The sequence below is a fragment of the Hungatella sp. L36 genome, assembly GCF_014288035.1.
The window spans coordinates 21,208-38,734 of record NZ_JACOPC010000028.1 but is presented as its reverse complement, the minus strand read 5'-3'; the positions used below and the strand labels follow the sequence as shown (position 1 = coordinate 38,734).

Here is a 17,527-nt window from a genome sequence, read left to right as displayed (position 1 = left end):
TTGAAGAATGTTCTTTTTATACATAAGAATATTTTACAACAAAAAGTGACAAAGGAAAACCCCAAAACCCCTCATGAGTGAGGGGCAGGGGAGTTGAGAGTGCCGAAGGCACTTTGTTCTACTGTTTGTTGGGAAATACGTGGTCTGTCCGTATATAGTATGTATAGAAAATAAAAAAGGAGTGGATACATAACATGTATAGAACGAAAACAATCGCAGTCGATCACGGGAACCGGAACATAAAGACCGAGAATCAAATTTTTACATCAGGGCTAGTAGAAAGTGATACGGAGCCGCCGCTGGGGGACTTCCTGTCTTATAACAAGAAGTATTATACACTGTCACAACAGCGGATTCCTTACATGAGGGATAAAACGAAAGACGACCGGTTTTTCATACTGACCCTGTTTGGGATTGGCATGGAACTGGAGCTGGAAGGACAGCGGCCGAGGAATGAAATTACAAAAGTAAATCTGCCCGTAGGGCTGCCACCGGCGCATTACGGTTCACTATATAAAAAGTTTGAGCGGTATTTCAAAAGAGAAGGAATCATTCAGTTTTCCTTCAGAAGAAACAGCTATTCTGCTATAATCGGGGATGTGGTTTCCTATCCACAGGACTATGCAGCAGCCATGACAATCTATCCGGAGATCAAGCGGCATACCAAGGTCCGGATTTTTGATATTGGCGGATTCAGTGTGGATTATCTGGAGTTAAAGAATGGAGTGCCGGATATGAATATCTGTGATTCCCTGGAAAACGGAGTTATCACCTTATATAACCGGATTAAGTCCAGGGTCAATTCCGAGTATGATTTATTACTGTCCGAATCAGAGATTGATGACATCATCCAGGGAAAGAAAACGGATTTTAATGAGCAGATACAGGGGCTGGTAAGGAATATAACCAAAACCTTTGTAGACGATCTGTTAGGAGCCTTCCGGGAGCGGAGCATGGATTTAAGGACAGGCTGTGTGGTCTTTGTCGGTGGCGGAGCTTTACTTTTGAGAGAGCATCTGGAGAGGTCAGAGAAAGTGGAAAAAGCGATTTTTATACCGGAGATTACGGCCAATGCGCGAGGCTATGCCAAGCTCTATAACCTTTCAAAAGTTGGGAGGTAGCCTGATATGCGGGAAAAGAAGAATGAATTTGTTTTCACGATTGGTTTTAAGAAAAAGGATCCGGAACATGTTAGAGTTGCAAAGATGTTAAATGAGATGGACCCCAAAAACCAGTTTATTGTTAATGCGGTCTTATGCTATGTAGATTCAGGGTATGTAAATGTCCGACCATGGAATCTGCAGCCTTTATTTGTACAAGCTGAAAATATCCAGCCCTCAGTGCAGATTAAGCAAGGGCCTAAACCACTGAAGGAGGATGAAGAACTGGATGAAAACGATGCCAGAACGATTATGCAATCTCTAAAAAATTTTCGTGCATGACACTACTATGAACATTGTTTTATTATTCATTACCATGAAAATAAATTTTTACTACGCAATAAAAGTAACAAATATATTTTGGGTTTTACAATGGAGACGGTAAGTTGAAATGTACAGCTATGTGTGTATAACATTCAGTAAATATTTCTTAATATCACAGATGTAATCGTTTTATATACTTTTTCTCTGTGATAGGAAACAATGTGATACAAACTTTGGCACTGAATATTAAATAAGTATCTTAAATTACATAGTAATTTTTGGTACAATAGAATGAAAGAGGGGTAGATGAAAGGTAATTTTTACACCAGCGGTTTTGGCTTGTCCTGTTAGTTTTCGGATCATGGAAAATCTTGTCGGGAAGGATTAAAAAACGGATGATATCTATGTAAATACCTATGGAAGGCCATGTTTATTTCAGAATAACCCCTTACAACCAATTTTTTGTACTTTTAATTATGTTATTGTAGAGGACTGAAAATATTTAGGTTAAAGTGAGGGAAACATTATGATAGAAATATTAATCTGTGATGATGATAAGTATTTTTGTGGTTACATGGAAAACTGTATATTGGATTGGGCATCTAAAAATCAGTGTGAAGTAAATATAGAACAGTGCTATTCTGGAAAAAGCCTGCGACAATTCATGAAAGAAGAATATCCCTATTTACTGTTTCTGGATATAGAACTTGGGGATGAGACGGGAATGCAGATAGGCGATTATATCCGAGAGGGGCTAAAGGATGAGAACCTCCAGATTGTATTCGTATCATCCCATACACAGTACGCGATGCAGCTGTTTCATATAAGGCCCTTTGACTTCCTGGTAAAACCAATCAGGCCGGAGCAGCTTGCACAGGTCCTTTCCAGATACTGTGCAGTTAAATTAAAGGATAATAAGAAATATTTTGCTTATCAGCAGAAAAATCACACGATTCGCATTGACCTGAACAATATTATATATTATCAAAGCGACAGAAAGAAGGTTAAAATATTTACGGAAAATAGACAAATGAGTCAGCAGGATTTACTTTATGGAGGAGAGCTGAATCAATATATTGAGTTTTATGGAAGCTTAGAAGAGACTATGCAGCAATTAGAGCGAAGACAGTTTTGGCGTATCCATAAATCATATATAGTGAATATAGACTATGTAAAATCATTTGGACGGGACCACTTTCTTCTGAAACATGATATTGAAATACCTGTTAGCCGATCGAGATGGAAAGAAGTTCAACAGTGGATTTTACAGTATGGGTATGCATAGCATCTCACGTAAGAAACAATATGGCGGAATAAAACATGATACAGAATGGAGAAAATAGTCATGGTAATTTTTTTGATAAATAGTCTATTTGGAATTTTCCTGACCTATAAGATGGTTGGGATTCTGCTTAAGCGGCTGCGTATCAGCGTAAAAGCGTGTATTTTACTTTACTTTATATATTACATAATTAACAATCTTGTATATTTCTTATGGGAAAACGATAAAATTACATTGATTTCTAATTATATTTGCCTCTATATAATTGTTTTCATTGCCTATGATGAATATATTTGGAAAAAGATACTGGTACCCTTGTTGCTTGCGACTATAGGCTATTGCACGGAAGAACTGTTTTGGTACTTGCTGATGATATTCTTTAAAACACCAGATATATCAGTTGTTGCGGTCCTTTCTAACTTTATGTTCTGTATTGTTCTAGCTCTCCTACAGGGACATTTTAATCGGGGAGTGAACGATTTGCGTCTAAGGCATGAGAATCTATTACTGATTATGCTGCCAATCACCAGCATGTTTGTCGTATTGGCAATGGATACAAAAATGAATCCAGAATTAAAGGCAGGAGGAATATTCGGGATTATTTTATTGAATATTGTAGTATTTTATTTATATGAGCAACTAGCGAGCGCATATGAAAAAGAAATGGAACAATATTTACTCAGCCAAAAACTCAGACAATATGAGAATCAATTGGAGCTGATGCGCGAATCTGTCAAACGGATCCGTTCGATTCGTCATGATATCAAGAATCATATCATTGTTGTAAAACAGTTGCTCAATGATAAAAAGATAGAGGAGATTAACGACTATCTGAAACAATTAGAAGATGTAATGGCAACAAATAAGGAATACGCAAAGACAGGAAATGATTGTGTAGACAGTATCATTAATTATTATATGGATGAGGCCGAAACAATGGGTGCCATGATAGAACTGACACTTAAGATACCGGAATCTCTGCCAATTGCCTCATTAGATATCAGCATTATTCTTGGAAATCTATTGCAAAATGCAGTGGAGGCTCTAAAAAAATGTGAAGGGAATAAAAGACTGTATGTTTTATTTAGTATGGAAAAGGGTACCTTACGGTTAAGGATTATAAATACCTATAATGGTAACCCCATCATGTCCAATGGAAAGCGTTTACAAACATCAAAGACGATGGAGATGGACCATGGATTTGGACTGCAGTACGTTAAGGAGTCAATCAATAAATATAATGGTGAAATGGAATATAAGATTAAGGATGATGAGTTCGAGGTGAATGCTTTTATTTTAATGGGAGAAGAATTCTAAATATAAAAATCAATTGCAATAAAATGCCGATTTCCGTATGCAAAAGTTGTGGCTAAGGAATCGGTATTTTTTATATGTGGGCAGAAATAAATTCCACTTACAAGATTCAACTCAAAATAGAATTTTTTGTACTCTTTTTAACAATTTTCTAAGCAACATATTTTTTGTATGAAGATATCAGTGGATTACATTCAACAACGTGATACAAATACAATAAACATATATGTTCTGCTAAAAGTGACAGGCAGGTCTGGTGATAGATTGTATAAAATGCAAATTATACCATTAAAATGGTTATTTGTACCATTTGCAAATTATTACTAAAAATTTGTGATATACTTTATCCATTAAAAATGAGGAGGGGAAACAATGAAATTTATCAAAAGTTTTATTAAAAATCATTCCACTCAAATTACCAGTTTTGCACTGGCGACGGCCGTAATCATTACAAACATGAACTGCTGGGGAAAAGCATTTCAAGAGAAATTGCCGGAAGAGATTGATAAACTCCGTAAATTCAAATGATTGACTGGATTTTAGAAATCTTAAAAGAAAGCGGCGCAGTTGGAAACAATAATGAAACAATTGTAAAATATGGACTGCAGAAGGCAGGAAGTTTTTTGCTAGATTTGATTATTACTTTCATATGCGCTGCTTTTTTTGGAATCCCCATAGAGGGATTGGTTTTCTGGATAGTTTTATTTGTGCAGAGAATGTATATTGGTGGATATCATGCCAAGACCCAGCTAAGGTGTCTGTTTATTTCGTGGATAGTGACCATAATTTCTTTTTGGATTATAAAAATGGATATGAGTGATAGAGTATTGCTCTATATGATGGGAGTGGTAACCATAATTATTTGGTTGGCAGCACCCGTGGAAGCTGAAAACAAGCCATTGTCTGAACGGGAAAGGGTACTTTATCGGAAGATTGGAAAATGGATGATGGGAATTTGTTTTATGGTGGCAGTGATAGCTAAATCCATCCACCTATATGTAATATTTAAACCACTTGCACTTGCAACAATCGGAACAGGACTAGGAGTTATCATAGCGCTGGTCCTAAAATATCAAAAAGCAGGTAATTGTAGAAAATAATATATGGTAAATGAAAGGGACAATTTCTATCGGTATGCGGCCAAAGTAGAAATCTTAAAGCGAGGCAAATTTGACGTTGTGCTATACAATATTGAGACAGACATTAAAAAAAGCCGTTTGTATTTTTGGAATCGATCATGGCAGAAACAAAAATACCGTTATAAATTAATGGATTGTATTATGAAAGATAAAACCGTTGTGAGCTGTTCAATTAAGGAAGATTCATTTGTACAGGCGATGTGGATTTTTCCTGGCAGGGAAGAATAGCAAAGGCCTAACTCACAATTTTATCTGTCATGCCAAGACAATCTGCAAATATGAACGGAGGCATAACAGAGAAGAGATATCCAAACTGCGATGTTTCAGAGCGGGGAATAGGAAGATAACAATGAAAAAGTATAAAAAAAATTATGGCTTTTTAATTATGGCCCTCCTCTTTATGCTGATGTTTTCCTTCATATCGGAAGCAAATGAACACAGCAGTGATAAGAAAGGGCTGGATGTTATTTTCGTTATGGACTACAGTGGTTCGATGAAAACGAATGATCCGGAACAAACAGCACAAGGAATGGTAAAAGCATTTATAGACACTGTACATAGCGCAGACATACGCATTGGATTCGTGGCATATAATGACCGGCTTCTTTCAACAACTTCCCCGATTTCAGTAGGAACAAATGAGGAAAGACAAGTATTAAGGCAGTTAATTGATGCACATGGATATTCTGGAAATACAGATATAGGTCTGGGACTACGGAATGCTCACGAATTGATTTCACAGGAAACGAACCGCAAAAAGGCAATTGTTTTAATTTCAGATGGGGAGTCAGATTTAAAAGGATCCCAAACCGGCAGAGGATTGGAACAATCGCTTCAGGACGAGGAGTATGTGGCACAAAAATGCGGGGAGCAGGGCATACCAATCTACTCCATAGCTTTTGGAAAATACGATGGGAATACTGCGAATCTGGAATCGCTCTCAAAACGGACCCAAGGACAGATGTATTTCGTTAATGAGCCATCGACACTGATTGAAATATTGTATGGCATTTTTGCCGACAATATGGACTACCGCATCCAGCAAATCACAGACAGTATCTATGCACCTGGTATACAGAATATTCGGTTTAAACTGGACGATGCCTATCTGGATGAGCTGGATGTGCTTGTCATATCACCTCAATCAATTGGACCGGTTCGTGTTTTGTACGGAGAACAGCAAGTTGAAGCTGTAAATTCGAAAAATTATGCCGTCACAAAAATAACGGATGTAAGAGATGACATCGAAGAACTAACGATACAAACAGAAACCGTAGAAAACCAGAAACTTCAGATATACCTGGTTAGTTACCGTAATTTGACACCGGTCCTCGATGTAGAAAGTACCATCGGAAAAAATTTACCTCTGAAATATAAAGTTTATTTTAAGGACAAAACTGGAGCGGTTATATCAGACGAGGCTTTCTATAAAAATTTCAGGTGTGAACTGACGCTGTATGATGGCGAGCAGAGGGAAAAAGAGTCCTTAACGTGCGATATTCGGGACGGAATTATTGCAGCAGAGACGAGTTTTGATAAATCGGGTATTTACTACATGGAAGGGCAGCTGGACGACCACATGGGTTCAGCCTCTTTTAAGCCGATTAAAATTGAAGTGAATAATCGTCTGCCTATGGGAAATCTTCCGGAAACCGGAATATTAACATCAATCAGCAAGGAAACCGAGTATGTTTTAACCGAGTTCTTTTCGGATCCAGATGGAGATGTTCTTAGTTATTCATTGAGAGATACGAGTGGGGGCTGTGTGGAAGCAAAGATTTCTGAAGGACGCCTTCTTGTTAACCCGGTGAAATCCGGTAACCAGTCATTAAATCTATGGATTTCTGATGGGGAGGGTGTTCTGGAGTATTCATACCACATAACAGTTACTCCACTGTGGAAAGTATATTGGTGGATAATCCTTCTTTTTGGCATGATAGCAGCGGGAATTTTGTGGAAAGTATTCCACAAACCCAAACCGGTATTAGATCAGATAACAGAGGAGAAGAAACGCAACCATTTTTGTGGAAAACTGGATGTTTATTGTACCAGGCAGCCAGATACGATGGGAGAAATTCCACCGTTATCTTTTCCAATGCATAAAGTGAAGGATAATAAAATAACGCTTGGCGACCTTATGGGGGATTATCCAGAGATTTCTGATGCGTTAGGATTAGATTTGCTACATCTAATTGCAGACGAAGACAGAAGGATGATTCTGTATCATACATCCAATGCGGTGGTAATGATAGGGAATTCCATCGTTTGCCGGCAGATTCAGTACAGTGTGAGCTTTGGTGATGTGATTTATATTACGTCACAAGATGGAGCATATGAACTGGAGATGCATTATATAACGGTGATCCAATAAATTCAAAAGAGGGAGTGAAAGCCTATGGAAACTATCACACAGACAAACAGAACGATTCTGTTTGCTGAAATGAATCCAGAGCGCCTGAACCTGGTTACTTTGATTGGGGATGTGCGGGGAAAGAACAGTCTGGACGATGACAAAATCAAAGAAATTAATGAGGAATTGGTGGTCTCCAGTTTTGAAGAGTTCTTGGAGAAATTCACGCCGGTAGTGTATTCCTGGTGTGACGCTGCATCATCAAGCATCCAGTATAGCCTTGTGAAGCCAGAGAACATCCCAGATAACTGTATTACGGAAATTCCACTGAACGAATCAAATGATTTACTTAATATGCTGATAACCTTATTAGGTGCAAAGGGAGCCCAAGGAGTGGCAAATGTTGACTTCAAGTTCAGTAATGTGTTGGATATGATTTCTCCCAAGAAAATTATGGAGGATATCCGCCAGGTCAGAAGAGAAATCCAATACACCTATGGCAAATATATGGAACTGGATGAAGGGGATCCCAAACGCCTGGACCTGGGCGATAAACTGAATTACCAGTTTGAACAGGCCAGCCAGAATTACAACAATGTACTCGCCATGCTCCCTCTGGCAATTGAGGACATCAAGACCCGGCTCCTTCTGGGAGATGGGGAAACAAAACAAGGCGGACAGGACTTTAAGGCCGGGCTTCTCAGCATGGGTGATGATGGGGAACTGAAGATTCTTGAGATGAAACAGGAGGAAAGTACCCAGCTGGCCGTGGTGGATGACCATATCAATACAAGCCTGAAAGAGACATTCAAAGAGGATTATGACGAATTAAACGAAGCTCCATCGGATTATGTCAGGGATCTGGTAGTGCGTACATTCTGCCCGCTTGGTTCCACCATGGAAAGTGCTGTGGATACAGAGGTGGAAGTAAGTAATTATAATAACTACCTGGAATTTTACAAGAAGAGCAAGGATGATTTTGTGAAGGCGGTCAAACCGTTGATTGAGAAAATCCTTGGAGTGAAGACATTCTTTGACCAGTACCAGGTAAAAGAAAAAGGTATGCAGCCTAAGCTGCTGATCTCCAATGCTTCCCTGGAAATGTTGGTTAAATCCAGCAATCTTCCAAGACTGTTGACCTATTTAAATACGACCAATGATAAAAATGAGTTTGAGAATACCATCTGGTATGGGATTGTCCCGGATGTCGAACTGAACCAGAGTGCTGGCGGTAAGCTTCAGAGGATACGTTTTGCTGGGAACCAGAAGGTGGAGAAGCAGGGGACCAATTCCATGGAAAGCCTGGCAATCTTAATGAATGCACTGCTTCCGTATAAAATCACCACTTTTTTCAGCTTCTGTACGGGTGAAGAGACGACATTCAACTATGTGGCAACGGAGGGAATTGAGATTTTTAAGGATAAATGTACGCCCCTCATGAAGCAGGATTACAGTGAGTTTGTGGTACCGTGTATTCCGAATGCAACCATTATTCCCAAAGATAAATCAGGTCTGATTCTGGATAAGCGTATGATTATGGATGAAGAAGGCCATGTGATGTTATCGGAAGAAAAAGAGGATGTCATGAAAATGTGGCTGGAGGGCATTTATATCAATGCAGCCTATGAAGCGGCCGGTATCGTGGCGGCATGGCAGTGTCCGGAATATTTAAAAGAGCGTTTCAATAATACCAGCAGTGAGTATCCAGGGGTCCGGTTTGATGTGGAAGCAGATGACAATGCACTTCTGGCAGCAACGAGTATGACAAAGGAAATCTCAGGCTTTACGAATGCAATTAAAAACTCTATTAATCATACCGGTTTCGGTTTTGTGTTTTCCTCGGACAATGCGCAATATAAAGGGCGTGAAATTAAAAACATTACCGTTTATAAGGCGCGGAATCTGTTGAGCAATGGCACTGAGTTTGAGCCGATTTATAAGACATTGGTGGTTACCTATATTGAGCGTATGCTCCGTTTCTACAGCGGGGATTTCAAACAGGATAAAATCCTTAAATTTTTCAGCAGCAATCCAAGCAGCCAGAAAAGCCGTTGGGATGCAGACCGCCAGCATGTGAATTCCGTCCTGCAGGATGGGGACGAGCTGGATTTTGCGATTGATGAGAAAAATGGTATCTGTAATGTACAGGTAACGTTTTCGAATGTCACAAAGAACCTGAAGGTGCAGCTTACCAGGAAAGCAGGGGACAAATAAAAATGTATGAATCGTTTGAGTTAATCGTTACGATAGCCTTTTTTGTGGTGGCAGGATATGCGATTTATAGTTCAGTCAAAAAAATAAAAGACAAGAAAGATAAAAAAGACCAATAGGAGGAGACATATATGGGATTACGTTTGAAAATTGAAGGAAATGAATCCATCCATCTGCCAGAAACCAGCATTATAACGGTGCAATTTGGTGCGGACATCCCGCATGATAGCAATGCGCGGTCCACAGACCTTGGGTCTACGGTATTAATGAAAGGCAAGATTCTGGCGGCGGTAAACGGAGAAGCAGCGGATGATACCAGTAAGATCGCAAGATGGTCCTTAGTGCCGGCAGAAAATTCCGACTGTTACCGGAACGTACAGATTGATGTAATCAGTGCGTCCCAGGTGGTTCGTCAAATCACAATACCCAATGCATTTGTCATTGATTATGAAGAGGATTTTACGGATGACACAGGTGCCGGAACCTTCAAGCTTCTGATGAAACAGAAGAAGGACAAGATGGTTAACCTGAAATTTGAGGGCGGATTCAGCGGGGAATAAGTGCCTGACTGAATAAGCCGGCAGGTAGATACTGCAGAAATGGATGAGAAGAAAGGAAGGAGCATATTATGGGATTTACATTAAAGGTAGAAGGACCATCCACCATTGAGCTGGGTACCACGAGTGTTGTTGGAGTTAAATTCAGGACAGATATTCCACATGATAGTAATGCCCGTTCTACAGATATGGGGAGCACTGTTGAAATCACAGGGAAAATCCTGACAGCAGTTGATGGAGATGCATTCGACAGTACAAGGCAGCTGGGGCTGTGGGCACTGGTACCAGCTGAAAAATCGGATTGTTATCGTAAGGTCACCATTGAGGTGATTGCCGCCTCACAAGTAGTCCGCAAATATACATATCCCAATGCCTTTGTAGTGGACTATAAGGAGGATTATGGCGACACGGAAGGCGTGGGAACCTTTACGTTGATAATCAAACAGAAAAAGGATAAAATGGCGCAGGTTACTGTGGAAGGCGGATACAGCGCATAAATAACCGCAGGAGTTCCGCGAGCAGCTTCGCGGACCGTTATCAAAGGGCTGCCTATTCGCTTGGGCAGCCCTCTTTCTATAAAAAGATTGTTCTTGCAGGACGGACAGAGGGTTAAAATGAAAGATTATTACGGGATACTCGGGGTATCGGAACAGGCCGCGGAAAAGGATATAAAGGCTGCATATCGAAAACTGGCAAAACTTTATCATCCGGATGTAGTTAAGGATGATGCGGATAAGACACAGCGCATGTATGAAATTCAGGAGGCATATCAGTGTCTTGGAGATGAGGAAAGCCGGAAGAAATATGACAGGGCCCGCATGGAGAGACGTGCGGGCGGCCAACAGACGGGAAATAAACGTTCGGAAAAGAATGAACAACGGGAACAGAAGGGCAGACAGACGGCGCCTGATATGAGTCAGTTTGAACGTTTCTTCGGGTTTCAGCCAGGAAAAGGGATGGAGACATACCAGAATAAAAAAAGCACAGCCAGGAAGCCGGATGGACCAATGAAGCCGGAGGAAATGTTTGCAGCCTTTTTTGGCAGACAAAACCATAAAGGGGACGGGCGTTAGAAGATGAAAAGAAGAAAAAGTGTAAAAATAGCAGCAGATATTATCATCTTATTATGCAGTGGAATCCTGTTGTCCAGCATATATATGGGAAAGGCGGACAGAAGGTGGTTCTGGCCTCTTTTGTGTTTCCTGCTTTTACTCATGGTCTGGGCCATCATGGATGTAAACAGCCAGGTCAGGCAGAAAAGTACGGGATATCAGGACAGCCCTCCGGCCGATGATACAGCCATACGGCAGCTGATTCTTTTGGATGATCAGAACAAGCCGATAAAATCCTGGGACTTATCAGGAAAAATAGCGGTTGTAATTGGAAAAAGGAATGACGAGGAAGAGGTCGATGTGGATTTGGAGGATTGTGAATACAGCACGTTCATAGACCCGCAGCATGCGGCGCTGAATTTCTGTCAGAATTTTTGGTACATTGAAGATTTGGGTTCGCAAAACGGTATACAGATAAAGAAGGTGGAGGATGGGGTCTGTTATAAAGTACTGAACCGTCCCTGCCGAGTCATGCCTGGCGATATCATTTATATTGCCAACACAAGACTTCTGCTGACTTAAAGATGAAACCAGATGATCAAAGAGGGGAGAGAAGAGCAGGATGAGTTTAACAAGATGTCCGATGGGACATATGTATAATGCAAGGCGCTATGGAAAAATTTGCCCCTACTGCAACATGAAGGTCCAGGAGGAGAGCGCAGCGACAAAGCCATTGGGATTTGAACCGCCCGTGGAACTGCTTCAGGAGGAAATACGGCCTGTATGCGGATGGCTTGTCTGCATTGAAGGGGCGCGGGTAGGCATGGACTATAAAATCCATGATGGAAAGAATTTTGTGGGCCGCGGGGATGAGATGGACATTCAGATTCTTGGTGACAATGCAATCAACCGTAAAAACCATACCATCATTGTTTATGACGCGAAAAAAATGAATACCGTGATACTTCCGGGCGACGCGGCAGGACTGGCCTACTTAAACGAAGAGGCGGTTTACGTTCCTACAGAATTAAAGCCATATGACACAATCAGCCTGGGAAACAGCAGGTTTTTATTTGTGCCTCTGTGCGGAACAAACTTTAGTTGGGAAGATGTGAAATGATGGAAGCCGTAATGATTCAGACCGCGGCCGCGGTGCTTTTGATCGCTGCAGCTGCAGTGCGGATTGCCCTGTCCGCACGGTATGAGGAACAGGAAGAAACGTCCGGGACAGGAATCTGCCAGACAAATGGACGGAAAGAAATACAGGCGGATATTGCGATGGCATTCACGAATGAAGCGGGGACCATGGCTGTTCTGGCGGATGGAATCGGGAACGAAAACACGGGAAGGCTCTGCGCGCAGCTGGCAGCCGATACCGTTCTGGACCGTTATGAGCCCTATCATGTCCTGAATCATCCGGCATATTTTTTTAAAAGCACGTTTGCGGAAGCAAACAGAAGAATCCAGATGACCATTGGGGAACGCAGAGGCGGTGCAAGCCTTGCGGCAGCATTTATAGATAAAACTCATTTATACTATGCGGTGGCAGGCAATGTACGGATAGCCTTAAAGCGCGGCGAAGAACTGATCCCTTTGAGCCGGGGGCAGACAATGGATGTGCTGGCTGCAGAAGCGTTTGAGAACGGAAGCATATCCAGGCAGGAGGCCATCTGGTGCATGGATGAAAAAAGGGTATGGAATTATCTGGGCATGGACGGCTTCCGGGAGATAGAGTTATGCGGACAGCCGATACGCTTAAAAATAAATGATACCGTCTTACTTGCCAGTAAAGGCATATTTGAGGAATTGTCATGGGGTGAGATGGAAGATATCCTGTTGAGCGGGGCGTCTGTCCAGGAGCAGGCGGAGGCGATGGTCCGGATGGCGGAAGGAAAATTAAACCCGGAAATGGATAACGGAAGCGTACTGCTTCTGAATATACAAACGGAGGCAGCAGATGAGAAGGATAAACTCTGAATTTAAGACCGCCAATATGTCGGAGGAAGGACATAAGCTTTCCAACAGAGATTATTTCGGATATGTGGAGATGGATGATTTTGCCTGCTACGTCCTGGCGGACAGCTTAGACGAGGAACCGGCTGTTAACAGTGCGCATCTGGTGGCAGAGAGTTTGATCCGAAGCTTTACAGAACGGCCTGCAATCGGAAAACGGAGGCTGAAAAGCTATCTGGAGCAGGCTCATAAAGAACTGATGAACCGGCATGGGGGAATGCACTTAAAGGCCTCTGTGGTTATGGCTGTAACCGACTATAAAAAAATCAGGTACTGCTATGCGGGAAACAGCCGGTTTTATCTCATACGGAATGCAAGGATTATGGAGCGGTCCATTGACCAGTCCCTGACCCAGAACTTATTGGAGGCTGAGAAAATCCCGCTCGATCAGGCGGCAGCCCATGAAGCCCGGAATAACCTGTATTCCTACTTAGGAGAGCGGGGAACTCCTCATATACAGATTTCCAAAAAGATAAAGCTGGAAAACGGCGATATCTTTACGGTTCTGTCACGAGGGGTATGGGAGCGGTGCAGCGATCAGGAGCTTCTGGAGTTTGCGAATGAGGCGAAGGAGCCCCAGGAGATATTAGACCAGACAGAGGATCTGATATTAAAGGCCCAGGAAGAAACCAATATTGATAACTATACCCTGGCAGTCACCTTTGTGAACAAGACCTATCAGTCGCCGAAGAAAAAATGGACTGTAAAAAAAGTTCTGATGATCGCCATACCGGTACTTCTGATGATTGGCGGAATCAGTCTTGGCCTTTACCTGCGCCACCGCAGTATACGGATAAAAAAGGAAAATCTGGCGCAGTACATGGAGAGCGGGGAAACGTACCTAAGATACGATAATTACCAAAAGGCATCCGAGGAATACGGGGAGGCGCTGAGGTTAGCAAAGAACTTAAAGAGGGAGGAAGATACCCAGGAAGCCGACCAGTATAAAAAGCTGGCCGAGCAGATTATCCTGGCGGATGAGGCCATGACATCCGGTGAATATCAGAAAGCCCAGGGCTTGTACCTGACGGCCAGGGAGATGTCGGTAGAGGCTGGAAACGTTGGAAAGAGTTATATTGACAGCCAGTTAAAGCAGACAAAGGATTATATCGATGTATTTGATTTAATTGAACTGGGCGAGCAGAAGGAAGCGGCCGGCAATATGGAGGGTGCAGTTAAAACCTATAAAGAGGCCAGAGATAAGGCGGCCTCCCTTTACTATGCAGCCGGGAAAGAGGAAGCCCTGAAAAAGCAGGCGGCAGCCGAGGAAAAATTAGAAAAAGCAGAGCAGCAGGAGAAAACCGCAAAAAAAGAAAAAGAGGAATCCGCAGCGGCTGAGGCAGAAAAACAGCAGCAGGAGGAAGAAGCAAAGAAGGAGCTGGAAAACCGGCAGAAGGCAAATGACCAGCAGAATGCCATAGAACTTGAAAATAAAGGAAATGAACTGCTGGCAGAAGGAAAGTATGAGAACGCCATTACATTTTATCAGACTGCCCAGGCTATTTATGTGCGTCTGGAACTGCCGGATCTGGCAGATGGCATTAACGGAAAGATTGCCGCGGCAAGAGCCGGCATAGAGGCGGCACAACAGGCAGAGGAAGAAGCGCAGAGACTCGCCCGGGAACAGGAAAACACGGAAACAGAGACGAAGGAATACGGACCTGGGGCAGGTGTGCAATAAAAGGTAAAGCGAGGGATGAACATGAGCCGATATACATATACCCTGAACCGGGAGCAGAAAACAAAGGAGCATGGGACCTATAAACGGAAGGACCTGGAGAAAATGACCCTGTTTCATTTAAGGGAAATCTGCAGGAAGGAGCAGGTGGTGGTACCATCTGCCCAATCCAATGACAGAGAAGGTCTGATCCGTCTGATTATGCGGTTCCGGGGACAGAAAGAGTATCGGCATATCAATACAGCTCGGGAAGGCGGCCTGGAGTGCCTGCAGGAATTCGTGCAGAAGAATAAAATAAACATTACGGATAAACAGCAGATTTGGATACCTGGTACGATCACATTGTATCAGGAAACCGGAATGAATGAATTAGACGGTTACAAGGTGCGGTCGGATGACAGGCTTTATGAGGGGAATCTAATCCTGATTGATGAAGCGTTTCAGATTTACACCTGTTTTTATATACAAGAGGTAAAAGGGAGCTATTATCTTTTCAAAGGCAAAGACGTCCCTGTACAGCCGCTGGAAAAACATCAGTATTTTATCCTCTACCTTCCAAACGAAAGAGACTCGGAGTTTTTCTATGACTGTTACTATGGAAACCGGGTGTCTGCTCCCGGATATATAGAGGGTATCAAGATTCCGCTGCTGGATATACAGGAAAAAGAAATCGTAAAAGCAGAACTGCCGCTGGTCATTGACTTTGGAAGTTCCAATACCACCATGGGAATATGCCTTCCGGATGGAACATCGAAGATTGCATTGGACAAGGGACAAACCATGATTCCCAGTATGATTGGCGTAAAGGGAGTTCTGGAAGACAGGACAGAGTTCGTGTTTGGGTATGATGCGCTGGCACTGACCGGAGAAAATTACCAGGACGAAGATGTCACCGTGTTTTACGATATAAAACGCTGGATCAGCGATGCGGACCGGAAACAGAGTGTCACCCTGAAAAACGGGTATAAATATGAAATCGACAGAAAAGAGATGCTCAGGGCGTATCTGGACTATCTGATTGATCTGGCCCGCCAGCAGTTTAAATGTACATTTACCAGCATACAGCTTTTGGCGCCAATCCGTCAAAAGAAGAAGTTTGAGGAGCTTTTTACGCAGCTCCTTCCAGATTATCATGTCAACTGTGAACTGGATGAAGGTATGGCTGTGTTATTCAATCGTATTAACAACATGATAAACAACAATCAGTACGAAAGAGACCGGTGGTATCATGCGCTGATTATTGATTGTGGCGGAGGAACTACGGATTTGACCTCCGGATTGTTCCGTATCGACAATAACAGGGTCTCCTACATGATTGATCTGGAAACAAGGTATGAAAACGGGGATACAAACTTCGGGGGGAATAACCTGACCTACCGGATTCTGCAGATGTTGAAAATCAGGATTGCATTTGAAATGGGATACATACAACAGGAAAACATTCCCGGTCCGGAAAACAGGTTCCCTTATGAGCAATGGGACAGTCTATACCGGCAGGCGGAACAATATATCCCTACGCGTTTCAGGGATTACCGGGAACGCAGCAGGGAACAATATTTCTTTGTGAAAAACAACTACTACTATCTGTTTGAGCTGGCAGAAATGATTAAAAAGCAATTTTTCCAGTCAAAGTTCCGTTATGAATTGTATGTAAGCACAAATAAGGACACCAAGGAAGGAAAGGTATACCTTGACAGATGGAAGCTGTCAATCTGCGTGGAGGGCCGTTTTGACCGAATCCATGATTCCATCGAATTTCCACTGTATCTGAATGAGATTGAGGAACTCCTGAGGCCCGATATCTACCAGTTGATGGAACGCTTCCTGGATGAGAAGTTCGAGCAGGGGGAACTACAGGAATACGAGATGATAAAGCTGACGGGACAGTCCTGTAAGTCCAGGCTGTTTACGGAAGCTTTGAAACAGTATGTCCCCGGGAAGCTGATCCAGAATACAAAACAGGACAGTGACGGGGCGGAATTAAAAATGTGCTGCCTGGAAGGTGCGTTGGCCTATTTCCTGAATTGCAAGCGTGGATACATGAAAGTCAACCAAAGATACCAGGTGGGGACCCTGCCCTATGAGATAATGGCGCTCACGCATGAGAACAGGGAAAAGATACTGATTAAGAGTTTGGATCGGGAAGACCATATCGGATATATTTCCCGTTTCATGATAGGGAACCAGCTTGACCTGTATCTGAATAACGAGCGGGGGGAACGGTTAAAGACCTATTATTTTGAATATGACACCTCCAAATTTGAAAGGACCACCCAGGAGGAGATTGACCGGTGCTATCAGGATACCGTTATCCAGGAGGAAACGGATATCATCCTGGAAGGGGAGATGAAGTTCTTCGTATGGGTGTCACGAGAGCGCTGGGGATTTGTAGTGCTACCGATTCTCAGAGAAGGGGAACTGCTTTACAAAGGAGAGGAGACGTTCTTTGACTTTGAGGACGATACCTGGGAACTTAATTTCTTTGATGGGAGGAAATAGAGGAATCC

16 protein-coding genes are annotated in these 17,527 nt (G+C 42.5%); all 16 read left to right on the top strand.

Annotated elements, in window-relative coordinates:
• Positions 1–194 precede the first annotated feature (194 nt).
• Positions 195–1,121, top strand: coding sequence for a ParM/StbA family protein (locus tag H8S80_RS32455; RefSeq protein ID WP_117633581.1), 927 nt, complete (start codon positions 195–197; stop codon positions 1,119–1,121).
• A gap of 6 nt (positions 1,122–1,127) precedes the next feature.
• Complete coding sequence (locus H8S80_RS32450; protein WP_117624021.1) at positions 1,128–1,442, top strand: hypothetical protein; 315 nt, start codon at positions 1,128–1,130, stop codon at positions 1,440–1,442.
• Between the two features lie 508 nt (positions 1,443–1,950).
• Positions 1,951–2,709 (top strand): LytR/AlgR family response regulator transcription factor, encoded by a 759-nt coding sequence (locus tag H8S80_RS32445; RefSeq protein WP_117633580.1) that lies wholly within the window; start codon positions 1,951–1,953, stop codon positions 2,707–2,709.
• Positions 2,710–2,769: 60 nt separating this feature from the next.
• Positions 2,770–4,023 carry a sensor histidine kinase gene (locus H8S80_RS32440; protein ID WP_181988065.1) on the top strand — a complete coding sequence of 418 codons (1,254 nt, stop codon included), beginning with the start codon at positions 2,770–2,772 and terminating at the stop codon, positions 4,021–4,023.
• 369 nt (positions 4,024–4,392) lie between these two features.
• A complete protein-coding gene (locus H8S80_RS32435; protein ID WP_117633578.1) occupies positions 4,393–4,548 on the top strand; it encodes a cyclic lactone autoinducer peptide in 156 nt (51 codons plus the stop codon).
• Positions 4,545–5,120: an accessory gene regulator B family protein gene (locus H8S80_RS32430; RefSeq protein WP_117633577.1), complete on the top strand. Its 576-nt coding sequence runs from the start codon at positions 4,545–4,547 to the stop codon at positions 5,118–5,120. The genes H8S80_RS32435 and H8S80_RS32430 overlap by 4 nt, the downstream gene beginning before the upstream one ends.
• A 388-nt stretch (positions 5,121–5,508) precedes the next feature.
• Positions 5,509–7,530, top strand: a complete 2,022-nt coding sequence (locus H8S80_RS32425) for a vWA domain-containing protein (RefSeq protein WP_117633575.1) — start codon at positions 5,509–5,511, stop codon at positions 7,528–7,530.
• A 24-nt stretch (positions 7,531–7,554) separates the two neighbouring features.
• Complete coding sequence (locus H8S80_RS32420) at positions 7,555–9,723, top strand: transcriptional regulator (protein WP_117624028.1); 2,169 nt, start codon at positions 7,555–7,557, stop codon at positions 9,721–9,723.
• A 128-nt stretch (positions 9,724–9,851) separates the two neighbouring features.
• Positions 9,852–10,280, top strand: coding sequence for a membrane-associated protease 1 (locus tag H8S80_RS32415; protein ID WP_117624029.1), 429 nt, complete (start codon positions 9,852–9,854; stop codon positions 10,278–10,280).
• A gap of 68 nt (positions 10,281–10,348) precedes the next feature.
• Entirely contained in the window at positions 10,349–10,774 is a 426-nt protein-coding gene (locus H8S80_RS32410; RefSeq protein WP_117624030.1) for a membrane-associated protease 1, read from the top strand.
• 117 nt (positions 10,775–10,891) lie between these two features.
• Positions 10,892–11,350 (top strand): J domain-containing protein, encoded by a 459-nt coding sequence (locus H8S80_RS32405; RefSeq protein WP_117624031.1) that lies wholly within the window; start codon positions 10,892–10,894, stop codon positions 11,348–11,350.
• Between the two features lie 3 nt (positions 11,351–11,353).
• Positions 11,354–11,911 (top strand): FHA domain-containing protein, encoded by a 558-nt coding sequence (locus H8S80_RS32400; protein WP_117624032.1) that lies wholly within the window; start codon positions 11,354–11,356, stop codon positions 11,909–11,911.
• Between the two features lie 40 nt (positions 11,912–11,951).
• Positions 11,952–12,449 carry an FHA domain-containing protein gene (locus tag H8S80_RS32395; RefSeq protein WP_117624033.1) on the top strand — a complete coding sequence of 166 codons (498 nt, stop codon included), beginning with the start codon at positions 11,952–11,954 and terminating at the stop codon, positions 12,447–12,449.
• The gene (locus tag H8S80_RS32390) at positions 12,446–13,306 is read left to right on the top strand and encodes a PP2C family protein-serine/threonine phosphatase (protein WP_117624034.1); all 861 of its coding nucleotides are present in this window, start codon (positions 12,446–12,448) and stop codon (positions 13,304–13,306) included. Before H8S80_RS32395 ends, H8S80_RS32390 begins: the two co-directional genes overlap by 4 nt.
• A complete protein-coding gene (locus tag H8S80_RS32385) occupies positions 13,287–15,023 on the top strand; it encodes a hypothetical protein (RefSeq protein ID WP_117624035.1) in 1,737 nt (578 codons plus the stop codon). Before H8S80_RS32390 ends, H8S80_RS32385 begins: the two co-directional genes overlap by 20 nt.
• A 21-nt stretch (positions 15,024–15,044) precedes the next feature.
• Positions 15,045–17,519, top strand: a complete 2,475-nt coding sequence (locus H8S80_RS32380; RefSeq protein WP_117624045.1) for an acetate and sugar kinases/Hsc70/actin family protein — start codon at positions 15,045–15,047, stop codon at positions 17,517–17,519.
• Positions 17,520–17,527: the final 8 nt, after the last annotated feature.

Bases quoted from the DNA above. Each gene is read 5' to 3' on its own strand.
- H8S80_RS32385 (WP_117624035.1), top strand. From the start codon at position 13,287: ATGAGAAGGATAAACTCTGAATTTAAGACCGCCAATATGTCGGAGGAA.
- H8S80_RS32405 (WP_117624031.1), top strand. From the start codon at position 10,892: ATGAAAGATTATTACGGGATACTCGGGGTATCGGAACAGGCCGCGGAA.
- H8S80_RS32430 (WP_117633577.1), top strand. From the start codon at position 4,545: ATGATTGACTGGATTTTAGAAATCTTAAAAGAAAGCGGCGCAGTTGGA.
- H8S80_RS32425 (WP_117633575.1), top strand. From the start codon at position 5,509: ATGAAAAAGTATAAAAAAAATTATGGCTTTTTAATTATGGCCCTCCTC.
- H8S80_RS32380 (WP_117624045.1), top strand. From the start codon at position 15,045: ATGAGCCGATATACATATACCCTGAACCGGGAGCAGAAAACAAAGGAG.
- H8S80_RS32420 (WP_117624028.1), top strand. From the start codon at position 7,555: ATGGAAACTATCACACAGACAAACAGAACGATTCTGTTTGCTGAAATG.
- H8S80_RS32445 (WP_117633580.1), top strand. From the start codon at position 1,951: ATGATAGAAATATTAATCTGTGATGATGATAAGTATTTTTGTGGTTAC.
- H8S80_RS32410 (WP_117624030.1), top strand. From the start codon at position 10,349: ATGGGATTTACATTAAAGGTAGAAGGACCATCCACCATTGAGCTGGGT.
- H8S80_RS32400 (WP_117624032.1), top strand. From the start codon at position 11,354: ATGAAAAGAAGAAAAAGTGTAAAAATAGCAGCAGATATTATCATCTTA.
- H8S80_RS32440 (WP_181988065.1), top strand. From the start codon at position 2,770: ATGGTAATTTTTTTGATAAATAGTCTATTTGGAATTTTCCTGACCTAT.
- H8S80_RS32455 (WP_117633581.1), top strand. From the start codon at position 195: ATGTATAGAACGAAAACAATCGCAGTCGATCACGGGAACCGGAACATA.
- H8S80_RS32395 (WP_117624033.1), top strand. From the start codon at position 11,952: ATGAGTTTAACAAGATGTCCGATGGGACATATGTATAATGCAAGGCGC.
- H8S80_RS32435 (WP_117633578.1), top strand. From the start codon at position 4,393: ATGAAATTTATCAAAAGTTTTATTAAAAATCATTCCACTCAAATTACC.
- H8S80_RS32450 (WP_117624021.1), top strand. From the start codon at position 1,128: ATGCGGGAAAAGAAGAATGAATTTGTTTTCACGATTGGTTTTAAGAAA.
- H8S80_RS32390 (WP_117624034.1), top strand. From the start codon at position 12,446: ATGATGGAAGCCGTAATGATTCAGACCGCGGCCGCGGTGCTTTTGATC.
- H8S80_RS32415 (WP_117624029.1), top strand. From the start codon at position 9,852: ATGGGATTACGTTTGAAAATTGAAGGAAATGAATCCATCCATCTGCCA.